Genomic DNA, 20,678 nt, shown 5'->3' on the forward strand with positions numbered 1-20,678 from the left:
ATGTTTGAAAAGTACATTGACCTAATAGAACAGCATGGCGTCACCGCTAAAGTTCTTGGCGATCTTATCCAGGATCACGCTAGTTTACGTGGACGTATGCTGGCTAACTACGAGCGTTACAAGGCAGAGAAAGATGGGCAAGGTGTCCCAATTTATCAACGGAAGTTTGAAGTTGAATCAGCAAACAAGATCAACAGCAAGCTGGCAAATGACTTCTTCTCGGAAATCATCGACACAAAGGTTGGCTATTTGTTTGGTAATCCCGTCGTTTTCATGCTCGATAAAAAAACACCTGACTACAACATATTGAATCAGCGTATTGAGCGTTTTAACAAAGTGAACAATTTGGCAGATACCAATAGCGAGGCTGGGAAATTTGCTGCCATGTGCGGTTATGATGGGTTGTTATTGTATATCGACAAGGAAGGTCAAGAAAGGATCATACGTGTTGATCCTTGGGAGACAATCATATTAACTCGCAGCGAGATTACGGAGCCTACTTACGGCATCCGTTACTTTAAAACCTATGATGACCAATGCAAGGTGGAGTTCTACGATGACAAGCAGCGTAGAGTGTTCATGGGGGAATCGTGGGAAAAGCTCGTTGAGGACACAAGACAAACCAAGCTACACATGTTCGACTATTGCCCGCTGTTTGGATTGCCTAACAATGCCGAGCTACAAGGGGATGCCGATAAGGTATTGAGCCTCATAGACGCGTATGATAGAGCCTTGTCAGATGGTAATAGCGAGATCGAGCAGTTCCGTCTGGCCTATATGATCTTTTTGGGATACGTGCCGGATGAAGAAACAGTCAGGAAAGCGAAAGAGTTGGGGGCACTGTACATCCCTGAAATCGAGAATGGCGAAGATATCAAGTTTCTGACCAAGCAGCTCGACGTTCAGTTCTTGGATAGTCATCTCGACCGACTGGAGGAGAATATCACCCGATTCTCCAAGCATGTAAACTTTACAAATGCGTTCGGAGGCGGCACGGTAACGGGGCCAGCAATGCGGTATAAGCTTTTTATGCTCGAAACCAAGGCGAAGACCATGGAACGCAAGCACGAAGCTGCAATGATGTACATGTTCAAGGTTCTGGCGAGTGCCTGGGCAAAGAAAGGATTTCAGCTTGATTACACAATGCTCGAGCTCAAGTATACGCGGAACATTCCTGTAAACCTGTTGGATGAAGCGGATACTGCTCAGAAGTTTCTGGGCGTTCTATCTATGCGAACTATCCTGTCGAACATATCTGTCGTGCCTGATGTGGATGAGGAAATGCGTAGGATCGAAGAAGAGCGAGACAGCAGAATCGATCTTGATGATAAATCCCTTGAGGACGAAGAGGACCAAGAGAGCCACCAGGAGGAGTGATCTGAATGGCTGGGAATCTTGAAAAGGTGTTTGAGCGAATCGATCGTGTTATCAATCGCTTAGTAGCGAAGAGTGAAAGACAGATTGCACAGCGCTATGCTCAGACGCTCTTAGAAATCCGTACTCTCTTAGCTAAATACTACGAGAGATATGAGCAAGGCGGGACACTAACGTATGCAGAGATGGCAAAATACGACCGTCTCTATAAGCTGCTGAAAGAGATAGACAGGATGCTAGGTCAAAACTATAAGGACTTGGCTAAAATCTATCAGGATGTATTAGGCGAGGCTTATCAAGAGGGGTACTATCTTACTGCCTGGGCGATTGAAACAGACGTGCAGGCTAAACTTGCGTACTCCACTGTAGTAGGCGACACCATCTTAGCAATGATCAATAACCCTATATCAGGCTTGTCATTGAATATGCGTCTTAAAAAGAATAGGGCAGACATCGTACACAAGATACAACAGGAGCTAACGCAGGGACTTGTGAAAGGTGAAACCTATTCTTCGATGGCTAAACGTCTGAAAGGCGCTCTTGAAGGCGACGCGGTGAAAGCAACAAGGATCGTTAGGACAGAAGGGCACAGGGTACAAGAGAGCTCCAAGCACGATGCTGTTGAGCATGCACACAAGCAAGGCGTTGTAATGGCGAAAGAATGGAACAGCCTTGGTGATGAGGTTGTACGAGCCGGGGTATTAGCGAATCACCGCAAGTTGAACGGTGTGAAAATACCAGTTCATGAAAACTTCAAGCAAGGTGGAGCAAGTGGGCCAGCACCAGGGCAAATGGGAACGGCTGCACATGACATAAACTGTCGGTGTTTCTTGACTTACACGGTAGTGAGGGTTGAACGAAAGACACATACCGAAATGGAGTCAGTCACCTATGACAAGTGGTTAAAAGAACGAAGATTTTGAGGGGTTCATACAGGCGAACAATCACAAATTGGGCAACGGTATGGGCAACTCATAGGGAGGAAGAAAGGACATGAATATTGAGGAACTGAAACGGCAGTTAGCAGAGGGTAAGATCACGTTGGAACAGTTCAAGGCCGAGCTGAAAAAGCTGCTGGAGGCAAAGGGTATCACACAAGAGCAACACGACGAGACATTGAAAGGCGCTGACAATGCTGGCGATGGCTCTGGCGGTACTCTAACACAGGAACAAGTACAAAAGATGATCGAAGAAGCTACAGCTAAGGCGGCACAAAGTGCATCCGATCAAGTGCGAACAGAGTACAGCAAGAAAAACAAAGAGCTACAGGACAAGCTGGACGAGCTTACCAAGTCGAAAATGTCTGAGGAAGAAAAGGCAAAGTTTGAGCGTGAAAAGCTGGAACGGGAGTTGCGGGAACGCGAGCAGGCATTGAAATTGCGAGAGGTTGCTTTGCATACCGTCGATAAGCTCCGTGAATTGGAATTGCCGTTGGAGTTCCGCGAAATTCTGGCTGGGCAAGACATTGAGGCAACCAACCAACGCATTGAGACATTCCGCCAGCAATGGCAGAAGGCACTGAATGCGGCAGTTGAGGAGCGATTCAAGCAAAATGGCGGCGATCCAGGCAAAGGCCAACAGCAGACCGGGGAGAAAAATCCTTGGAGTAAAGAACACTGGAACAGGACAGAGCAAGGCAAGATTTACGCAGTAGACAGAGCCAAAGCGATTAAACTGGCAGCCGAGGCTGGTCAAGCGCTGACCTAAAACAAAAGGAGAGAAATAACAAATGGCAATTACTCGTTTAGCTGATGTGATTCAGCCTGATCTTTTCACACAATATTCTATTCAACGCACAACTCAATTGTCTGGGTTGATTCAGTCCGGCATTGTGCAACATGATGAACAATTTGATTCTCTGGCATCGGGACCAAACACAGTTATTGATATGCCGTATTTCAATGACCTGACCGGACGTTCTGAAAACATGGTTGATGATGGTTTCATTACTCCAGGGAAAATTGGAACAGGTTTGGATAGGGCGAAGAAAATTGCACGTACGCGTGCGTGGGGGGCAAACGGATTGTCTGCTTTTTTGTCCGGTGCTGATCCAATGGGTGCTATTGAAAGTTTGGTAGCTTCGTACTGGGTACGGGAACAACAATTGGTGCTGATTTCCACACTCAAAGGCGTATTCAGCTCTGTATCTATGAACGGTCACAAGTTGGATATTACCGGACTTACTGGGGGTGCTGAATTGCTGGATGGAGCATCCTTTGTGGATGCTACTCAGCTTTTGGGTGATGCGAAAGACATTATCACTGGTGTGATGATGCACAGCGCGGTTGAGGCGTACTTAGTTAAACGTCAATTGATCGAATATGTGAACACAGTCAATGAGTTAAATCAACCTGTACGTATTCCGTATTTCATGAACAAACGTGTCATTGTGGATGATGCAATGCCATTTGATACTTCTACAAAAGTAGCAAGTATGTACCTTTTTGGTACTGGTGCTATCGCATTGGGCAATGGCTCCCATCCAGATATCATTCAAACAGAGGTTGATCGTGAAAAAATGTCGTCCTCTGGCGAAGATTTCTTGATCACGCGCCGCATTTGGATTATGCATCCCCGTGGTATTAAGTGGACAGAGAAAACAATCGCTGCACAATTCCCAACAGATGGAGAGCTGGAAACAGGTGCAAACTGGGAATTGGTATATGATCCGAAGAAAATCCGCATGGTCAAATTCGATTTCAAAATTTCTTAATCCATAAATGAGGGGAGGGACAATGGTTCCTTTCCTCTTTTCATGAGGAGGGGTGAAAATGGGTGCATTGTATAGGCGCTATAGGATGTCACAAGCCGCTAAGAAAGCCCGACCAATATCGGAGGAACAAGCACAAGGTCCAGAGTCAAAAGGCGATGAGAATGACCAGAGCAATAAGCAAAGACTAGGACAAGAAGAGTATGAAGCCATGATGAAAAGCAAAGTCACGGTTATGGCAGCGCTAAGAAAATTTGATGTCAGTTTTTCGGACCGTACTGGTTCGGAAGAATTGAAGAAGCTATTAGAAACGACACTGGCTGAAAAAGGACTACTGCCAGAGGTGAAACAAAATGACGGTCAATGATTTGCAAGATTGCTTGGGGATCGTCATTGTCGGTACTCCTCAAGAGGGCAGGTACAAAAAAGCTCTTGAGGCTGCCAAATCTCATGTGAAACAGAAGTGCAACAATCCCTTTATTGATGTAAATGGTAAAGAAACAATTCCGGAAGACGTGCAAATGGGAGTAGCGCTTGTGGTCAAGTCGATGCTGGAGGAACATAGCGTCGCATCGAATTCTATCAACGGCCAGCTTACCGAGAGTTTTTTTCAAGGAGCCACCTACGAAGCAGCCAAACAGTATTGGAAAGCTCATAGGCGGGTCGGTGTTGTCGGCTGATGGGGGTAACGATCAGAAAGACCAACAATATTCCAAAGCTCAAAAAAGTGTTGGGGGAGCTAGGGGCAAGTGAAATACAAGTAGGGCTGTTTGGTGAGGATTCCAACGTAGACAAAGAAGATATTAATTTGGTGACGTTGGCTCGTGTGCATGAGTTCGGTATGACGATCAAGCCTAAGCGTGCAAGCGCCTTGACAATCCCTATCTCCCCTAAGTCTAAGGGCAAGCGTGTATCTGATTTCCCTACTGCATTCAAGGTGAAAGGGAAAGATATCATAGCCATTCCAAAGGGGAAGTCAGGCATTGAACCGATTTTTATTTTGGTGAAGGAAGTAACCATTCCCGAGCGTTCTTTTTTACGTTCAGGTTTCGATGAGAACGTAGACAATATCGTTCGAAAAATTGAAAGGCTCATGAAAGATGTCCTTGAGTATGGGATATCCCCGGATATGTTCTTGGATATGATCGGACTGGAGTTTGCTGGTTTGATTCAGAAGAAGGCCAGGAACTTGAAAACTCCACCGAAATCAAAGGCAACCCTGTCGGTAAGCCCAGGCAAAACAAATCCGTTAATGGATACAGGGAACATGGTGGGGAAAATACGCCACAAGGTTGTGAAGTAATGCCAAAACATTTTCAGTTTAAAAGGCTTATTGATAGATTCGGTATTCAGTTAACCATCTTAGAGCCGACAGAGGGATCGACTGGGTACGGGCCAAACGGTAAGAAGATTAACCAGAGTCCTACTTCCAAGGTGGTCATAGGCGTTCTAACGCCACTCAGTAAAGACGAAATAAGACACGCGCCAAACGGTACGTACTCGGTACATGACCGCAATCTCTACACGCTAGAGCCAGTAAAGCCAAAGAGCCAAGTAGAGCATGAGGGGAAAAGATACACCGTCCTGGAGATCGAGGATTATACAGCATACACAGACGTGTACATGTATCTAGCAAAGGGGGCTGGCTGATGGACATTGTTCAGATTCGTGATGCCATAATTGTCCCATTAAATCAGTTTCTCTCGGAGGAAATGCCCGGTGTCATGATCATCGAGGCGGACCAAAATGGAGACAGACCAAAAGGACCGCATGCTACTTACAAGATCACGAGTCCACATATAAAAGATGTGGGCATGCCTTCTGAGGCGGTGGAAGAAACAGATACAACGGTTTATCTGAGGCAGGATAAGACTTTTAAAGTGGCGTTCTCGATCAATGCATATGCCGTAGACATTGACGAAAGTATCTCGTTAGCTACTAGGCTGCACGAGTGGTTCGACTTTATAGGGCAAGAAGTCTTCGAAGATAGCGATTTGGCTTTGGTGGAGATAGGGAACATAGAAAACCGGGATGCGTTCATTGTTGATGATTACGAGAGACGCAACGGTTTTGATGTGATTATTCGAGCTACTAAGACTGTGAAGTTAGATGTCGGCTACATCGAAAAAGTAGAAATTAACGACAAAATTTACACAAAGGAGTGAGTGGGGCATGGGTAATCGCTATGTAAGTGTAACGATCACACGACAAACCAAGGCAGCAAGCCAACAAGGTTTTGGAACGCCTCTTATGCTGGCGACTTCCAAAGCGGCAGCTTATAAAGAGTACGCAGGCGATTCTGCCTTGTCTGGTATTGGCGCAGACTTTGGTACAAGCTCCAGAGAATACAAGCTTGCAGAAAAGCTTCTCGGGCAGCAAAACAAACCGGAGAAGCTTGCTGTATATGGGACGAAGTATGACGGGACGACAGGCAATCCCGAAGAGTTGAAAACAGCATTAAATACCTTGATGCTGGAACACGCTGATTTCTACTACCTGGTTTGCCCGGAGCAAGGAGATGACGAAATCAAGGCGTTATCTGACTGGGTAAACGTGTATGAAAAGCTTTACTTCGCTTCTACGACAAACGTCGCTTTGCCTGCACTGAACAGTGACAACACGTTCATCATGATTACGCCAAAGGCGGATACAGAGTTCCCGGCAGAGGCGCTTGTCGGCTACATTGCGCCACTTGAAATTGGTTCCTACACGGTCCAGTTTAAGTCTCTGAATGGCGTATCTCCTGCCAACTTTGGTACGGAACAGGAAACGATTATCAACGCGATCCACGAGAAGAACATGGCGACGTACATCCGAGAGGGAGGCGTAAACATCGTTTCCGCAGCGAGGGCGACGTCAGGGGAATTCATTGACATTATCCAGTCGGCGCATTACCTCAATGCACGCATGACCGAGAATGTTTTCCGACTGTTGACAACGTTGCCCAAAGTGCCTTTTACAAATGGCGGCATTGCACTGATGGCGGCTGAAATGGAAGCCACTTTAAAAGGCGGATACAACAACGGCATGATCGCGGAGGAGGAGGGTGTACCACTCTACACCGTCACGGCACCGCGTCGCGAGGAAATCTCCAAAGCGGATAGGGCAAACCGAGTGCTACCGGATATGCGTTGGCAGGCAACTATTGCCGGGGCTATCCATAACGTTAAAGTCGCTGGCGTAATTCAAGTCTAAGAAAGGAGAGGTAGCAAATGTCAAAATCTACGAATTACAGCTTCAAGAAGGTGTCTCTCATTGTCGCGGGAAGACACCACACTGGATTCATGGACGGTACACCTATCAAGGCAGAGCGCAACGAGGACGGGATTATCCCACATGTTGGAGCAGACGGTTTTGTGACGTTCGCCGAGAGTGCTGACGAGTCTGGCACGATCACTGTTACGTATAAGCAGAACAGCCCGGCGCTCGACCATGTAAGACAACTGTACAAGGCGAAAAAGCCATTCCCCATTTCTTTGGACGATCAAAACGATCCAAGGGTAAAGGTCGGGGGTACAGAGGCTGTTGTTCTAAAGCTTCCACCACTTGAGCGTGGCACGGAAATTACCGGGGTCGAGGTTCAGTATTACGTAGCTGATTACGATGTGAAGTAAAAAAAATAACCATTTCGGAGGGAACAGAACATGCCAGAAACAAAAGTGAAAAATCCATTTATGGCAACGAAAAAGCATAAGAGCGACATTACAGGCACGGAATACACCTTCCAAAAGGTAGCTCCCCGTCCTTGGCTCAAACTAATGGATGAGTGGGACTCGAAGGGTAAAACGTCAGAAAAGTTGACTGAGATCGTTTTAGAACACATTGTTGTTGAGCCAAGATTGAATATTGACGATTTTGAGGACTATGCCGAACTGGACGAAGTAACAATGGCGGCTTTCCGATTTCAACGGGGGAAATAATGAACTGATGGGCCTTACTAGCATCGATGATGTTGGTGAGGCCCATATTGCTAATGCAAGGCGGTTTTGGTGGGCTTATACTATTGCCCTTTCCTTCCCAGTGTCCCCGCAAGAAGTAAAGGAGTGGGACCCAGACGAGATTTTAGAAGCGCTTGCAGCTATTCGGCTACAAAAGGCTTACATGGATAAGAATACGCCTCCAAAAGAGGGAGGTTGAAATGTCGACATTGCGCGAGCTGATCGTGTCGATTGAATTTAACGACATTGATCTAAAAACACTTACCAAAACAGATAGTCTTATTGATGAGATAGAAGATTCACTGTCTTCCATGGCTAACGAAATCTTAGACGCAACCAGGGACTTTACCATGATGGGCAAGATGGGGAAGAAGTCGCTCAGAGACATACAAAGAGAGAGCATTGTTGCAAGCACGACACTTGGCTTGATGAGCAACGAGATACAAGGGGCGACGTTCAGGGCCATAGCGTTAGGTTTAGCCTTAACTGGTGCCTTAGCCGCACTGATAGCGATAGCAGGACCAACAACCGCTGCTGTAGGTGCGTTGACTGCTTCGCTAGTTGGTGCGGGCATAGGTGCGGTTGCGTTTGGTGCTGTAGCGGTCGGAGCGCTGGCTCAGGTCTTTGAAGCCGCCGAGGAAGTAGAGAAGCTAGAGGAAAAGGTTGCAAATGCCAAAACCGCAAAAGAAAGGTCGGAGGCGCTAGCTGACCTATCGAAGCTTTACAAATCTATGTCCAGCGAACAACGGGACGCACTAACCAGTTTGCGGGACTTCAAAGAATTTTGGGTAGAGTTTGTTGGAGAGTTCGAAAAGCCAGTATTCAGGAGTTTTAGTGTCGGATTGAATAGCGTGAAGAAGCTGCTTACAAAGCTATCACCGACGATTTCAAATGTTGCTGAGACTATTGTTGATTTGACTGAGAGTTTCAATGCAAAACTAGATGGTTACGAGTTTTTCAAAATCTTTAAATGGCTAGAGACCAATGCAGCGGATAGCTTGAGGAAATTCGCATACGCATCCGGCAATTTCTTCATGGGCTTCATGTCCTTGTTGAGAGCCTTCGATCCGATTGCCGACGATGTGGAACAAGGTCTAGTAGGAATGAGCAAAGGGTTTAAGAAATGGGCCGATGGATTGAAAGACTCAGAGGATTTCAGGAGGTTCTTAGACTACGCCAGAGAAAACGGTCCAGTAGTTATTGCAGTCATAAGCGATATTGCCCAGATAGGTAAGAAGCTTGTAGAGGAACTAGCGCCAGTGGGCACCGTCGTGCTGAAAGGTTTCAAGGAGACGACTGGTTTTATTCTTGACAATTGGGGGCCACTTGGAGAGGTAGTTATTGGTGTAACTGCCGCAGGTATTGCTTTTGTGGCGATGGCCAAGACTTGGGCGATTATCTCCGGTCTAATAACCTTCATTCAGACATGGCGTACTGTTTCCTTGGCGGCAGCCGTTGCTCAATGGGGGCTGAATGCAGCCATGCTTGCTAATCCTGTCGGACTTGTAATTGCAGGGATAGCTGCATTAATAGGGATCGGTGTTCTCTTGTATCGGAACTGGGACACCGTGAAAGCAAAAGCAATCGAGTTGTGGAACATCATCGACAGTAATCCATTGCTATCACTGGCAATGGGGCCGATGAAGTTGTTGATCGACGCGGGGATCGCGCTGTACGAGAATTGGGACGACATAAAGCGCTTTGGCTCTGACTTATGGGTAAACTTGAGCAACACCTTTGCAACCGGGGTTAACAAAGTAATTCGAATCTTAAACCCACTTATCGAGAAATGGAATGAACTGACGGGATCAGACGTTTCGAAATTTGAAGAAATGGCGATCGATTACTCTATCCAGGTTAGAGACATGGAGGAGAAGAGAAAGGCCCGTAATATGGGCATCGATGGCTCGCATGCTACCGGATTAGCCGAGGTCGCGAAGAATGGATATATCGCGGAGCTCCACAAAGGAGAGTCCGTTTTAACAGCGCGACAATCCGACACTCTGAGGAGTGCGGGGATCCTAGCGCAAAACGGAAACAAGCCTGCGATTAACCTCGGAAGCAACATCCCAGCAGGGAAAGCCACCAGCACCGCCCCGGTTCTTCCCAATATCAATATCACGATCAATGCAGGTGGAGGCGGGCAATCTGTTGATGAAAATAAACTCGCACAAATGGTAGAGCAACGAGTAGCAGCGCTTTTCGCCCGCCTACAAGCCCAACAAGGATAGGAGGTGCAGCCCATGGCTTTACTGGGGGGCGTTTTACTTGACGTAGTTTACTCGGACAAGCCCAGCCGTCAAACAACCGCGACACAGCATCCTATAGAGAGCGGCGAGAGCATAGCGGATCACATCGAGAGAAAGCCTACTACATTGAGTATCAACGGCGTTGTCATTGGCCCGGATGCGGCTGCACGCTTAACCAAGTTGGAAGACATGCAGAAAAAAGGGCAGCTACTCACATATACAAACCGTGTTCGGTACGACAACATGGTGATTCAAAGTTTTGACACGGACCACGGAAAGGAAACCAAGAACGGTTTTATTTTCTCCATGTCGTTGATTCGCGTTATCGTGGCGAAACCTTCTCCTGTCACAGGCATGGCCTTACCGCAAAGAGTGGCAGCGAAACCAGTCGCCAATAAGGGACGCCAACAAACGGTGAAAGGTCAGCCAACAGCCGCTGACAAGAGGGCTGATTTTTTACGTAACAAAGGCTTGGAGTAGGGGGTAGCCATGGAATACATCGACATTGATAAAAACGAAATACCGTACCGATTTGAAATTGACTTGGCAGGACGGATTTATGGCATGGAGATTCATTACAACTATTCGTTCGATTTCTTTACTGTCAACCTATCGAGTAACGGTGAACCAATCATAGTAGGAGAGAAGATTGTTTATGGACGACCTCTTTTCTCATACTCAACGGATTTGAGGCTGCCGAAGGTCGCCATTGTACCGAGGGACTTGAGCGGACTAAGCTCGTCTGTCGGCTGGAATGAATTGGGCACATCCGTGTTTCTAATGGTGGAGCAGGTGGGGGTGTAAGGTTATGTTATATGGTCGAGTGATCGAACTAACGGTAGGTGGTAAACAATTTAAAAACGGAATAGGCTTGGACGGCCTGACGATCTTTTTTGACGTTCCGTTTGACGACGACAAAGAGCCAAATGTCGGTACGATCAAGGTCTATAACATGGCCGAATCGACCATTGCGGCGATCAAGAAAAACCAAGCAATCATCCTGAATGCTGGCTATCAAAGTGACATTGGTAGTCTCTTACTTGGGTTCGTTGAAAAGGTACAAACCACTTGGCAAGGCGTTGACAAGATCACGGAAATTACGGCCGTAGATGGTGCCGAAAAGTGGTATAGCCAGATTGTGAAGAAAACGTACACACCTGGAACTACAGGCAAGGCAATGTTAACCGATTTGGTCAAGCAGACGGGCCTAGAAATAGGCTCGTTTGTTTTACCAGCAGATCGGCCATACCGAGGTGGCAAAGTATTCAACACGAAGCTGCGGAATGCCATTGCAGAGGTTGCCAAGGATTGTGGAGCGAAAGCACATGTGACGCGGGGAAAAGTGTTCATTCGGCCGAAAAACGAGGGGCAAACGATCGGATTTGTAATAGACAAGGATCATGGCTTAGTTTCGAGTCCAACACCGATTGAAAAAGATATTGGGAAAGGCGAGAAAAAAACGCTGGTGCAAGGATGGAAAGTGGTTACTTTGCTCAATCACCGAATCACGACAGACGCCATTCTTCAAATCAAAAGCAAGACGGCCAATGGCATGTTTCGCGTGGAAGCTGGCCGCCACGATGGAAATTCATTTCTGACTGAAATGGAGGTGTACCCGGTGTGAAAGAGGCCACTGATTTTTTTAACGACTTTCGCAATAGCTTAATCGCAGGACTTTACACGTCTGCAATTGGTCAAATCATTTCTTACGACGCTGAGAAGATGCAAGCAGACGTAAAGCTCGTACCTGGAGGCGATCTAATAACAGCGGTACCAGTGGCCACGATTCAAACGAGTAAGTTTGTTATGCGAGTCCCCTATCAAAAAGGCGATTACGTGATGGTGTCTTTTTCTATGCGTGACATTGATAGTGTGATGCACGAGGACACAGCTCCAGAAACTGACCGTATGGCCTCTATAGATGACGCCATTGTCGTTTGTGGAATCAATCTTTTTACACGGCCGTTACCGAAGACACATGTCGATGTTGCCGACAATAACAACGAGATTACGCTCAATCCCCGCGATTTGCTCATTGCTTCGAAGGACATGAAAACCCGGTTTCTGCTGTCCGAGGCGGGTGGGATCAAAATGTACGACGACACAGCAGCAGGGATCGAAATTGTAGCACCTTTAGGCGTTACGATCAGAGCCGACAATCCGAAGGGGAACGGTGTCAAAATTACCGGGATGTCCAGGGGGGAAAGGTATTGATCGACTTTGAGGTTGACGAAACAGGGGACTTCATTTTGGACGGACAAAATGATTTGCAAATGGTCGATGGTGATGAGGAGTTGTGTCAGTGTGTGGCAGACATCCTTTCTACTAATTTAGGCGAATGGTTTTTGAATCCCCAAGGGCATGGATTCCGACGTTTCGAAGTTTTAGGGAAAAAGTTCAACAAAGACCTGGTAACAGAGGAACTGGTAGCTGCTGTGTTACAAGAGGATCGAGTGTCGAGTGTCGAGGAGATCCTTTGGGAATTTGACAGAACAAAGCGGAGTTTGTCTGGACGGTTTCGTTTTACCAAGCTTGATGGGTCAGTTGTAGAAGGGGTGTTTTAACGATGCTAACAGCGCAGGGTTTTCAGAGAAAAAGGTACGAAGATTATTTGGCTGAGATGCAGGAACAAGCCCGGATTGAATTTGGCGCGAATGTGAATCTGTCGGATCGATCAAAACTGGGAAAATTGATAAAGCTTTGGGCGTATGAAAGAGCAGAAACAGCCGAATTGATCGAAGATGTTTACAACTCAGGATACATGGATTCGGCCAATGGGGTCAGCTTACACAAGCTCGGAAAAAACGTAGGGATCGGACCGAAAGGGGCCCAATACTCGACGGGAGCATTGCACATTGCGGTAGAGCCGGGGGCAGTTGTGAGCGCAGGATTGATCGGAAAAACCGAGGGTGGGGTATTATTCCAGACTGAGGAAAGTGTGCAAGACAGTGATAAGGACGGGGTTGTGGCCGTGGCAATCAAGGCGGTAGAGCCCGGAGCTTCTGGGAATGTACCAGCAGGCACAATCAAAGTTATTGTTACACCAATGGACGGGGTGTTGAGCATAACCAATCCAGAACCGACACAGCACGGGCAAGATGCTGAGACGGACGATAAATTCAGGGATCGTTGGGACATTTCCGTAGCAAAAGGCGGGGCCTCCACAACGGACGGAATTAGGGCGACACTGATTGACGAGGTTCCAGGGCTTCGCGCTGCGATCGTCATTGAAAACGATGACGAGGTAGTCGACGCAGATGGACGACCGCCGCATTCGTTTGAATGTGTGGTCTTGGGCGGACAACCAGAGGACATTGCATCCGTTATTCTGAAAGCAAAGCCTGGGGGCATCCGTGCCTATGGTTCCCAAATGCAGGTTGTGAAAGATAAGAGCGGACAGGACAAGAAAATAGGCTTTTCCTATGCGGCAGAGAAAGCTATTTGGGTGAAGATAAACGTTGCCAAAACCGCCTCCTTCCCTACAGATGGCGCTGATGTGCTGAAGCTGGAAGTTATCAAATACATCGGTGGCCAGGATCAGACCCACACAGCGTATTCCGGTTTGAGTATGGGCGACGATGTGATTCACGCAAAAGTCGTTGCTACAGCATTCGGTATCCCAGGTGTGAAAAATGCGGTTGTGACTATTTCAACCAATGGCATTGACTATACAGCAGCAGACGTGGGAATTAGCACGATGGAAGTTGCGCAAACGTCATGGGATAAAGTGGTGGTTACGGTTGTCTAATGCGGCATTTAATCGGATGCTGGAGCGCCTGACGGACAATTTCAACAAGAATCCAGGCAGTAATGTCAGTAAATTAATGCGGATCGCAGCCTACCACATCCAAGAGAATCGGGATGTCTTAACCAAAATAAAAGAGTGGCAAGATATTGATCAAGCAGAAGGGCACACGTTAGATCGACATGGCCGGAATGTAGGACAAAGCCGAGGACAAGCCTCTGATGAGGTATATCGCGTGCTGATTAAGTCGAAGATCAAGCGCAACCTTTCCAACGGCTCAATTGACACGATCATCGACTTTTTGGCGTTTCTATTACAAGTCGATCCAACAGTCGTAGAAGTACGCGAACTATGGGAAGTGGGGCGGGATGCTGTTCTACACGTAAATGTCCCTGGTGGAGAAATAACCAAAACGGGCCTCACACTTACCCAGTTTGGGCGATTAGTCAACCTAGTCACAGCATCCGGGGTAAAGGCAGAGGTACTGTTTGAGGGGACGTTCGCCTTTTCCTCCAACTACACTGAAAGCGAATATGACAGAAACACGGGTTTTTTGTCCGCAGATGGGACGGCCGGAGGCACGCTTGGCTATACATACGACCCTGAGGACGATATTGATTTACCTATTTAGAAGGGGGTGAGAGCCGTGTCGTACAATAGCCCGTTGCCAGAGTGGAATAAGTCAGAGCCGAAGCCAAACCAAACGAAACTTGACGAGGGATGGAAGCCGGAAGAGAAGCCGCCAGCGTCCGTTTGGAACTGGTTTATGAATACCACCTATAAGGCTCTAAAAGAGTTGCAAGAGAAAGCTGTAGCCAAAGGGGAAGACGGAAAACTTGTGGCGGATCGGCTTGTTGACGGCGCTGCAACAGACGCAGCGATTGGGAATAGAACAATTGATCAGACGCAAACGCCTGTGAATACAGGGTTATTATCAGCTTTGCTTGGTGGTCTGGCGAACATGATTAAGAAAATCACAGGGAAATCAGACTGGAAGACGGAGCCTCGCACAACACTGGAAAACGCTGCAAGGCTCACCGGGGATACATTTAAGGGCGTTGTGAGTTTCGACGGCGGCGGGGAAATCGTGAGCGTAAAGGCAGGAAATTCTGATCATGTTTACATCGGCTTCTACGGAGACACCCAAGCCCCAAATACACGTTCTGGATATTTCGGATATCCAAATGCAGGCAGCACTGATTTGTCCATCGGTAACGAAATGGAGAACGGAAATATTCATTTCGTTACAAAGGGAAAGGCGAGGCTAAATGGCAATGAGCTTTTCCATGCAGGAAACCACAATTCGGCAGGCGATCCGCACGCGCAGTATGTAAGAAAGACACAAAGTGTTACAGGAGACTGGAACGATGTAACAACCACAGGTTTTTACGACGGGAACCTTTTGCTAAACGCTTGCCCTGGTGGTACTCATGGGTGGCGTTATTGTCAAGTTACTTCCCATAGTCAAGATGGTGGAGCAAGATGGGTTCATCAAGTTATGACCGCATTCGATGGCACAGGGACATATGAGCGGTTTTCTCAGGATATCGGAACACAGAGAAAATGGACACCTTGGTATCTCGTAAGCCAGCATAATAACTTACGTCAGTATGCAGGCAGTAAAGACGAAATGAAACTTCTGTACAAGGTGGTAGACCACAAGAGAGCTGACGGCACCATTTATGCCCAATCCATTTTGTCCAATCCTGATGCCAATGGTAATTACCAAACCCTCTCATTGACGTATTACAACAACGCTGGAACCGTGGCGCTGGAGACGAAAAGCTGGACCTTTATGTATGATTCAGACGGCTTGATTACGTCAAAAGTACCAAACTTCTAAGGAGGGCAATTCATAATGGATATCGATAGCTTGTTACTGGCTCACGGTTTGGGGGGCGGAGCAGGACAAAATGTTGGCGAGGGTATCGTCGCAAGATTGCAAGTTGCGCCAGGGGAAACGGTGACAGCAGGGGATGTTGTGGAGTATATCAACGGGAATGTCCGAAAAACAAAAGCTGAATTCACCAAAGACACACCAACTGCTTTGAATTTCGAGGTCGGTCAAAATGTTCAAGCGGTTGGGGCGTGCAAATTGGACGAGAACCGTGCATTTATTGCGTACAAGGTGCAAAACGGCACAAATGCACTCTGGCATGCAGCCGCATTGATCATGACCATTGATGATGCGGGGAATATGTCCGTTGGCTCACCTGTAGTCTTCGAAGCAGCTCATACTAACCAGGAGCCAAAACACATGACTCCTGTTTTAGTGGATACGGACAAGGTTTTGCTTATGTACGTACTTCGATACAATAACACAAATGCTCATCACGTGAGATCAGTTGTCGTCTCTACAGCGAACAACGTCATCTCGTTTGGGTTAGTCAAAGACCCACCATATGGTTTTCAAAATAATGATAAGATATTGGCTGATTTGCTTGAAACCAATAAAGCGATAGTAGCATGGCGTGACGGAAGCTCAGGAACAGAGCTTAGATTTTCAATTGCAACGGTTTCAGGTATGACCGTTACCTATACGCAGCCGTGGGCAATGACGTCCGTAGAAGGGTATCGTGCTTGCCTGCTTGTTTTATCGCCAACACGCGTTTTTGTTGCTTGGAACTCCCAATCAAGCCCATATTCGCTGTATGCACGGTTGTTGAAAGTAAACGGTAGCACAATCGATTTTGTCGATAACGCGTTTGCAAGTATAGGCTTTTATGAAGCGTCTTATTGCTGGGCGGCAAAGTCTGGACCGGATAGAATTTGCCTTGTGACATCATTACCGCATAATACCGCAACTGGGGGATATGCTCATTCATTCAGTGTCGCTGGTGATGTTCTTACGTATCACAATTCTCGGGCTATGATTGGGGTGCTTGCAGGTCTTGGTCTAAAGGTGAACTTTCTGAAACAAGACGGAAACGGTACAGATTATTATGTAGCGACCTATGTAAATACCAATCTGGACTATATTTATTTTCAGAAAATCGCGATTACATCTACCAATAATGAAATAACATTCCCAACAAGTTTCTGGGTGGACGGAAGGCAAGAGTTTGCAACTGATGTGTTTTCACCGTTGCTTTATGAGAGACAAGGCAGACTAGTTATGCCATTTGGTAGTTACAAAGCTGGCTTTTATAAAGGGTTGTTGAAAGGTTACAAAATACGCGGGTTAGGTTCAAAAGGGATTGCGTTGAATGGTGGCACAGCGGGGCAAACGATAAAAGTGGGTATGCGCGGTGTTTCAAAAGCTCGAGGTTCGTTGGCGGCTGGGAATCATCAGTATGTCGATGATAATGGGAACATTACTGCTACCAACGTCAATCATAAGGTTGGATTGGCTGTTGCCAGCAACCAAATGATTATCCAATTCCCGTTTTGGGAAAGTAGAGTGGCAGGCGATGCAACGGACGTGATTGTTTCACCAGGCGGCACATTAACACAGGGGCGGGTAGTAAAAATTCTGCCTAATGGCAGTGTCGTTGATTTGACTGTAGCAGGAGCCGGTATAAACTTTGGTGTTGCTCAACCAGGAGGCAAGGTGCTGGCACGAGGTGTTTCGAAAGGACACACTGGACTAAGGCCAGGAGAGAATTACTACTACAACACGTCAAACGGAATCATTTCACAAGATCAAAGCGGAGTGTTCGTTGGGATCGCCATTTCGCCGACAGAACTACTGATACCGAAAACACTATTTTAGAAGGCGGTGACCGTTGTGAAGGTGCTGACAAAAGCGACAGACAAAACCATATTGTACATTGGGCACAAGGCCGTTGTTGTAGAAAATGGGATTGATGTGGGCCATACCGTTTACGCCAATACAGAAGACTACGTGATCCATGATGTAGAGATCATTCCTGGAGATGTACGGATCATGGAGTATTGCTATACGCCAGAAGCTGGCTTTTACAGGAATCCTGATTTTCCAGATGAACTGTATGTTACTCCAGAGGAGCAGATCGCCGAACTTAGAGATCACATGCGTACCATGCAGGAGAAAATCGACTACATTCTCGATAAAATAGACACACCGAAATAATGCGCCGACTCATCATTTAGAGAAGGCGTTTTTTCATGGGGAGCTGCTAATGCGGCTCCCTTTACTTTTGCCCCAAGGGGGTGAGGAGGACGGACCAATGAAATTTGTACAAAGTTTGGACAACGTTGCGACACCAGCCAATGGTATTGCAGCAACAACAGGGGCTTTTCTAACTCCGATTTTCCATTACTTCTATGGGACTGGTAGACTCGATATTCTGATCGTGCTTTTCTTCATGATTATCCTTGATTGGATCACAGGCATATCAGCAGCAAAAAAGGATTTTTCCTACTCGTCTGACTATGGCATAAGCCGCATACCACGCACTCTCTTTCTATTAGCTCTGCCTGCATTGGCTAATTTGTTGGATAAGGTTATGGGAACGCCAGGCTTCTTGTTCTACGGCGTGACATTCGGACTGATTTACCACACCTGGACGAGCCTGACTGCAAACGCACATCGAGCAAACTGGCCCATGCCAAAATCAATTGAGAAGTTGGTCGGATCAGAGATCAAAGCTAAGGCTGAACGAGCTGCACGAAAGGAGCAAAAGTAAAAATGAATATTACTATCCCAGGTGCGCGCGTGGTGGACGTTCGCACCTCTTTGCCACGCCACAAAACATTAAGATATGGACGGCGCAAGCTAACGGATATCCGATCAGCAGCCATGCATCATTCGGCTACTGTAAGCGGATCGCCAGAGGCATTTGCACGCTATCATGTAGGTACTAACGGATGGCCGGGCATTGCCTATCATTTTGTGATTCAAAAAGATGGCGTGATCTATTGGTGCAATGATCCAGAGGCAATCTCCTACCATGTAGGGAATAGCAACCGTCATGCGCTAGGCATTTGCCTTGTCGGGGACTTCCGGACACAGCAACCTACAGCAGCACAGCTCGAGTCGGCAAATCGTCTTATCCAGTATCTACAGGCACAGATTCCATCCATGACGCAGGTGTTTGGTCACCAGGAGTACCCCGGCTATTCATGGAAAAACTGCCCGGCATTCCCGATGGGCACGTTCCGCACAAATTACTCACAGTTCTTACAAAAAGCTGTGGGTAAAGTGGACAAGCCCAAACAAGTTCCGGTTGCCATTAAACTGAATGGAGCATTGCTCTCGGCAACTGGCTTCCTACAAGATGGCGTTTCTATGCTGCCAGTCCGAGCAGTAGCAAATGCAGCAGGCGGCAAAGTGGAATGGATCGAACAAACGAAGGACGTTCGTGTTAATGGTAGAGACCTTACTGAAAAGGTTGTGTCGGGTTCAGCTTACGCTCCGGCTCGTGAGCTGGCTGCTGTGCTTGCCTTACAGGTTGAATGGGATGGAAGTACAAATACGGTGGGACTGAGAGGAGAAGTGTAGAATCATGAAAGACTTTCTGAGCAAGCATAAGAAATCTGTGTTGCTTATTATTACGGGTGGGCTGGCTATTGCTGGCGCTTATATTGGTATTGATGAGGAAGCACAACAACAGATATTGAAAGCTATAGAAGGCTTATTTTAAACGAGTGAAGCCCTCCTTCGGAACAATCCGGGGAGGGCTTTTTTGCGTTATGCGTTCTTATTAGAAATACCCAAGTGCTTTTTTAGTGCGTCTTGTAAAACATGTGAGAAATTCACCTTGTTCTCTTGCGCCAGATCATCCAGCCATTTGGGGATGGTCAATGTCTTCTTAACGGCTCTATTCTCCATTTCATCGCGGAATGGAGGCATCCAGACTTCAACTAGCGTAACGACTTCACTAGACTCCGGTCTTAATGCGGACGGCGAGGAAGGCTCCGGGATTGCTTCACCATCCTGCTCCATTCCGTATAAGTGAAGAGCCATAGCTTCGCGCGCCATGCGAAAGGCTTCCTCTGGATCATCCCCGCAAGTGAGGCAACCAGGTAAATCCGGGAATGAAACGGAAATGCCGTCTTGCTCAAACAAGAAGAACGCCGGATAAATATAACGGTCTTTTTTCATTCGTGTATCCCCGCCTCTTAGTTTAGTTTGAGTGATATTTCAACATCTATACAAAAAGAAGTCCGGGAGGGGACTAGAGCTTAATCCCCGCCTGCTTCTCGATCTTCTTTACTGTTCCGAGTGGAATGTCTTTTCTAGGGTGCGGTACTGTCACTCGTCCGGGTTTAGTCTTGTGTTTGAACTGCCAGTGGCTTCCGGTTGTTTGTACCGAGTACCACCCGTCTTGTTCAAGTGTTCGTATAATTTCTCGTGATGAGTGACTTGCCATAACTCCCCTCCTTCTTGATCTAATTATAACACGTATAATAATACGTGTAAACAGTTTCTTGGAAAAAATTATGATTGTCTGTTCTTGTTTTGTTCTCATATAATACAGGAACAAGCGTTCGTTTATCTAGGGAGGGATAGGTGTGTTATCTGATATCGAGCGGAAGGTATTGCGAGTGATTAGCAACTATTCGGCAGGGCGGCGTAGAACACCAACAGTAGACGAATTGTGTATTAAGACTGGACGGGATAGAGGCGGCATCATGACGGTGTTGGGGGTTCTGGCGAAAGAGGAATACATTGAGTGGCATAGGTCTGAACCAGACAAGATGGAAGTATACGAAACGTGGGAGCGAAAGGGACGGTAATA

General features: G+C 47.1%; 29 protein-coding genes. 27 read left to right on the plus strand and 2 right to left on the minus strand.

Translation table 11 applies throughout. The features are described 5' to 3' along the window. The 26 genes from FB479_RS29420 to FB479_RS30715 all read left to right on the plus strand — a co-directional run bounded on the left by FB479_RS29420 (nucleotide 1) and on the right by FB479_RS30715 (nucleotide 19,580). Nucleotides 1–1,377: a phage portal protein gene (locus tag FB479_RS29420; RefSeq protein ID WP_142067576.1), complete on the plus strand. Its 1,377-nt coding sequence runs from the start codon at nucleotides 1–3 to the stop codon at nucleotides 1,375–1,377. A 5-nt stretch (nucleotides 1,378–1,382) separates the two neighbouring features. After that, on the plus strand, nucleotides 1,383–2,297 hold the full coding sequence (locus tag FB479_RS29425) for a phage minor head protein (RefSeq protein WP_142067577.1): 915 nt from the start codon (nucleotides 1,383–1,385) through the stop codon (nucleotides 2,295–2,297). A gap of 70 nt (nucleotides 2,298–2,367) precedes the next feature. Beyond that, on the plus strand, nucleotides 2,368–3,081 hold the full coding sequence (locus tag FB479_RS29430) for a DUF4355 domain-containing protein (protein WP_142067578.1): 714 nt from the start codon (nucleotides 2,368–2,370) through the stop codon (nucleotides 3,079–3,081). A 22-nt stretch (nucleotides 3,082–3,103) separates the two neighbouring features. After that, entirely contained in the window at nucleotides 3,104–4,087 is a 984-nt protein-coding gene (locus FB479_RS29435; protein WP_142067579.1) for a major capsid protein, read from the plus strand. 58 nt (nucleotides 4,088–4,145) lie between these two features. Next, nucleotides 4,146–4,451, plus strand: coding sequence for a penta-EF hand family protein (locus FB479_RS29440; protein ID WP_142067580.1), 306 nt, complete (start codon nucleotides 4,146–4,148; stop codon nucleotides 4,449–4,451). Further along, on the plus strand, nucleotides 4,438–4,764 hold the full coding sequence (locus FB479_RS29445; protein WP_142067581.1) for a hypothetical protein: 327 nt from the start codon (nucleotides 4,438–4,440) through the stop codon (nucleotides 4,762–4,764). Before FB479_RS29440 ends, FB479_RS29445 begins: the two co-directional genes overlap by 14 nt. Continuing rightward, nucleotides 4,764–5,387, plus strand: coding sequence for a hypothetical protein (locus tag FB479_RS29450; protein WP_142067582.1), 624 nt, complete (start codon nucleotides 4,764–4,766; stop codon nucleotides 5,385–5,387). The genes FB479_RS29445 and FB479_RS29450 overlap by 1 nt, the downstream gene beginning before the upstream one ends. Further along, nucleotides 5,387–5,734, plus strand: a complete 348-nt coding sequence (locus tag FB479_RS29455) for a hypothetical protein (protein ID WP_142067583.1) — start codon at nucleotides 5,387–5,389, stop codon at nucleotides 5,732–5,734. Before FB479_RS29450 ends, FB479_RS29455 begins: the two co-directional genes overlap by 1 nt. Next, on the plus strand, nucleotides 5,734–6,249 hold the full coding sequence (locus FB479_RS29460) for a phage neck terminator protein (protein ID WP_142067584.1): 516 nt from the start codon (nucleotides 5,734–5,736) through the stop codon (nucleotides 6,247–6,249). Before FB479_RS29455 ends, FB479_RS29460 begins: the two co-directional genes overlap by 1 nt. Before the next feature lie 7 nt (nucleotides 6,250–6,256). Continuing rightward, nucleotides 6,257–7,279 (plus strand): DUF3383 family protein, encoded by a 1,023-nt coding sequence (locus FB479_RS29465; RefSeq protein WP_142067585.1) that lies wholly within the window; start codon nucleotides 6,257–6,259, stop codon nucleotides 7,277–7,279. A gap of 17 nt (nucleotides 7,280–7,296) precedes the next feature. Then, nucleotides 7,297–7,698, plus strand: a complete 402-nt coding sequence (locus tag FB479_RS29470; RefSeq protein ID WP_142067586.1) for a phage structural protein — start codon at nucleotides 7,297–7,299, stop codon at nucleotides 7,696–7,698. A gap of 30 nt (nucleotides 7,699–7,728) precedes the next feature. Further along, nucleotides 7,729–8,004 (plus strand): hypothetical protein, encoded by a 276-nt coding sequence (locus FB479_RS29475; RefSeq protein WP_142067587.1) that lies wholly within the window; start codon nucleotides 7,729–7,731, stop codon nucleotides 8,002–8,004. A 218-nt stretch (nucleotides 8,005–8,222) separates the two neighbouring features. Continuing rightward, nucleotides 8,223–10,253 (plus strand): hypothetical protein, encoded by a 2,031-nt coding sequence (locus FB479_RS29480; RefSeq protein ID WP_142067588.1) that lies wholly within the window; start codon nucleotides 8,223–8,225, stop codon nucleotides 10,251–10,253. 12 nt (nucleotides 10,254–10,265) lie between these two features. Next, nucleotides 10,266–10,751 carry a phage baseplate protein gene (locus tag FB479_RS29485; protein ID WP_142067589.1) on the plus strand — a complete coding sequence of 162 codons (486 nt, stop codon included), beginning with the start codon at nucleotides 10,266–10,268 and terminating at the stop codon, nucleotides 10,749–10,751. Between the two features lie 9 nt (nucleotides 10,752–10,760). Beyond that, the gene (locus tag FB479_RS29490) at nucleotides 10,761–11,075 is read left to right on the plus strand and encodes a phage baseplate plug family protein (RefSeq protein WP_142067590.1); all 315 of its coding nucleotides are present in this window, start codon (nucleotides 10,761–10,763) and stop codon (nucleotides 11,073–11,075) included. Nucleotides 11,076–11,079: 4 nt separating this feature from the next. Continuing rightward, on the plus strand, nucleotides 11,080–11,895 hold the full coding sequence (locus tag FB479_RS29495; RefSeq protein WP_142067591.1) for a phage protein: 816 nt from the start codon (nucleotides 11,080–11,082) through the stop codon (nucleotides 11,893–11,895). Next, complete coding sequence (locus FB479_RS29500) at nucleotides 11,892–12,485, plus strand: Gp138 family membrane-puncturing spike protein (protein WP_142067592.1); 594 nt, start codon at nucleotides 11,892–11,894, stop codon at nucleotides 12,483–12,485. Before FB479_RS29495 ends, FB479_RS29500 begins: the two co-directional genes overlap by 4 nt. Next, the gene (locus FB479_RS29505; protein WP_142067593.1) at nucleotides 12,482–12,835 is read left to right on the plus strand and encodes a DUF2634 domain-containing protein; all 354 of its coding nucleotides are present in this window, start codon (nucleotides 12,482–12,484) and stop codon (nucleotides 12,833–12,835) included. Before FB479_RS29500 ends, FB479_RS29505 begins: the two co-directional genes overlap by 4 nt. A 2-nt stretch (nucleotides 12,836–12,837) precedes the next feature. Continuing rightward, entirely contained in the window at nucleotides 12,838–14,019 is a 1,182-nt protein-coding gene (locus FB479_RS29510; protein ID WP_142067594.1) for a baseplate J/gp47 family protein, read from the plus strand. Continuing rightward, nucleotides 14,012–14,647 carry a DUF2612 domain-containing protein gene (locus tag FB479_RS29515; RefSeq protein WP_142067595.1) on the plus strand — a complete coding sequence of 212 codons (636 nt, stop codon included), beginning with the start codon at nucleotides 14,012–14,014 and terminating at the stop codon, nucleotides 14,645–14,647. Before FB479_RS29510 ends, FB479_RS29515 begins: the two co-directional genes overlap by 8 nt. A 15-nt stretch (nucleotides 14,648–14,662) precedes the next feature. Continuing rightward, nucleotides 14,663–15,859 carry a pyocin knob domain-containing protein gene (locus FB479_RS29520; protein ID WP_142067596.1) on the plus strand — a complete coding sequence of 399 codons (1,197 nt, stop codon included), beginning with the start codon at nucleotides 14,663–14,665 and terminating at the stop codon, nucleotides 15,857–15,859. Nucleotides 15,860–15,874: 15 nt separating this feature from the next. Next, complete coding sequence (locus FB479_RS29525) at nucleotides 15,875–17,728, plus strand: hypothetical protein (protein WP_142067597.1); 1,854 nt, start codon at nucleotides 15,875–15,877, stop codon at nucleotides 17,726–17,728. Between the two features lie 15 nt (nucleotides 17,729–17,743). Beyond that, nucleotides 17,744–18,067, plus strand: a complete 324-nt coding sequence (locus FB479_RS29530) for a hypothetical protein (RefSeq protein WP_185746446.1) — start codon at nucleotides 17,744–17,746, stop codon at nucleotides 18,065–18,067. A gap of 97 nt (nucleotides 18,068–18,164) precedes the next feature. Then, on the plus strand, nucleotides 18,165–18,623 hold the full coding sequence (locus FB479_RS29535; protein WP_142067599.1) for a phage holin family protein: 459 nt from the start codon (nucleotides 18,165–18,167) through the stop codon (nucleotides 18,621–18,623). Nucleotides 18,624–18,625: 2 nt separating this feature from the next. Beyond that, nucleotides 18,626–19,438 (plus strand): N-acetylmuramoyl-L-alanine amidase, encoded by an 813-nt coding sequence (locus tag FB479_RS29540; protein ID WP_142067600.1) that lies wholly within the window; start codon nucleotides 18,626–18,628, stop codon nucleotides 19,436–19,438. Nucleotides 19,439–19,442: 4 nt separating this feature from the next. Beyond that, a complete protein-coding gene (locus FB479_RS30715; RefSeq protein ID WP_185746447.1) occupies nucleotides 19,443–19,580 on the plus strand; it encodes a hypothetical protein in 138 nt (45 codons plus the stop codon). 47 nt (nucleotides 19,581–19,627) lie between these two features. Here FB479_RS30715 and FB479_RS29545 read toward each other — a convergent pair whose 3' ends face one another. Both FB479_RS29545 and FB479_RS29550 read right to left on the minus strand, forming a co-directional pair. Next, the gene (locus FB479_RS29545) at nucleotides 19,628–20,041 is read right to left on the minus strand and encodes a type II toxin-antitoxin system HicB family antitoxin (RefSeq protein WP_142067601.1); all 414 of its coding nucleotides are present in this window, start codon (nucleotides 20,039–20,041) and stop codon (nucleotides 19,628–19,630) included. A gap of 73 nt (nucleotides 20,042–20,114) precedes the next feature. After that, nucleotides 20,115–20,309, minus strand: coding sequence for a type II toxin-antitoxin system HicA family toxin (locus FB479_RS29550; RefSeq protein ID WP_142067602.1), 195 nt, complete (start codon nucleotides 20,307–20,309; stop codon nucleotides 20,115–20,117). A 142-nt stretch (nucleotides 20,310–20,451) separates the two neighbouring features. Between FB479_RS29550 and FB479_RS29555 the strand changes: the two genes are divergently transcribed. Beyond that, a complete protein-coding gene (locus FB479_RS29555) occupies nucleotides 20,452–20,676 on the plus strand; it encodes a LexA family transcriptional regulator (RefSeq protein WP_142067603.1) in 225 nt (74 codons plus the stop codon). The last annotated feature ends 2 nt before the right edge of the window (nucleotides 20,677–20,678 follow it).

It is taken from the genome of Brevibacillus sp. AG162, from assembly GCF_006715575.1.
GTDB lineage: Bacteria > Bacillota > Bacilli > Brevibacillales > Brevibacillaceae > Brevibacillus > Brevibacillus brevis.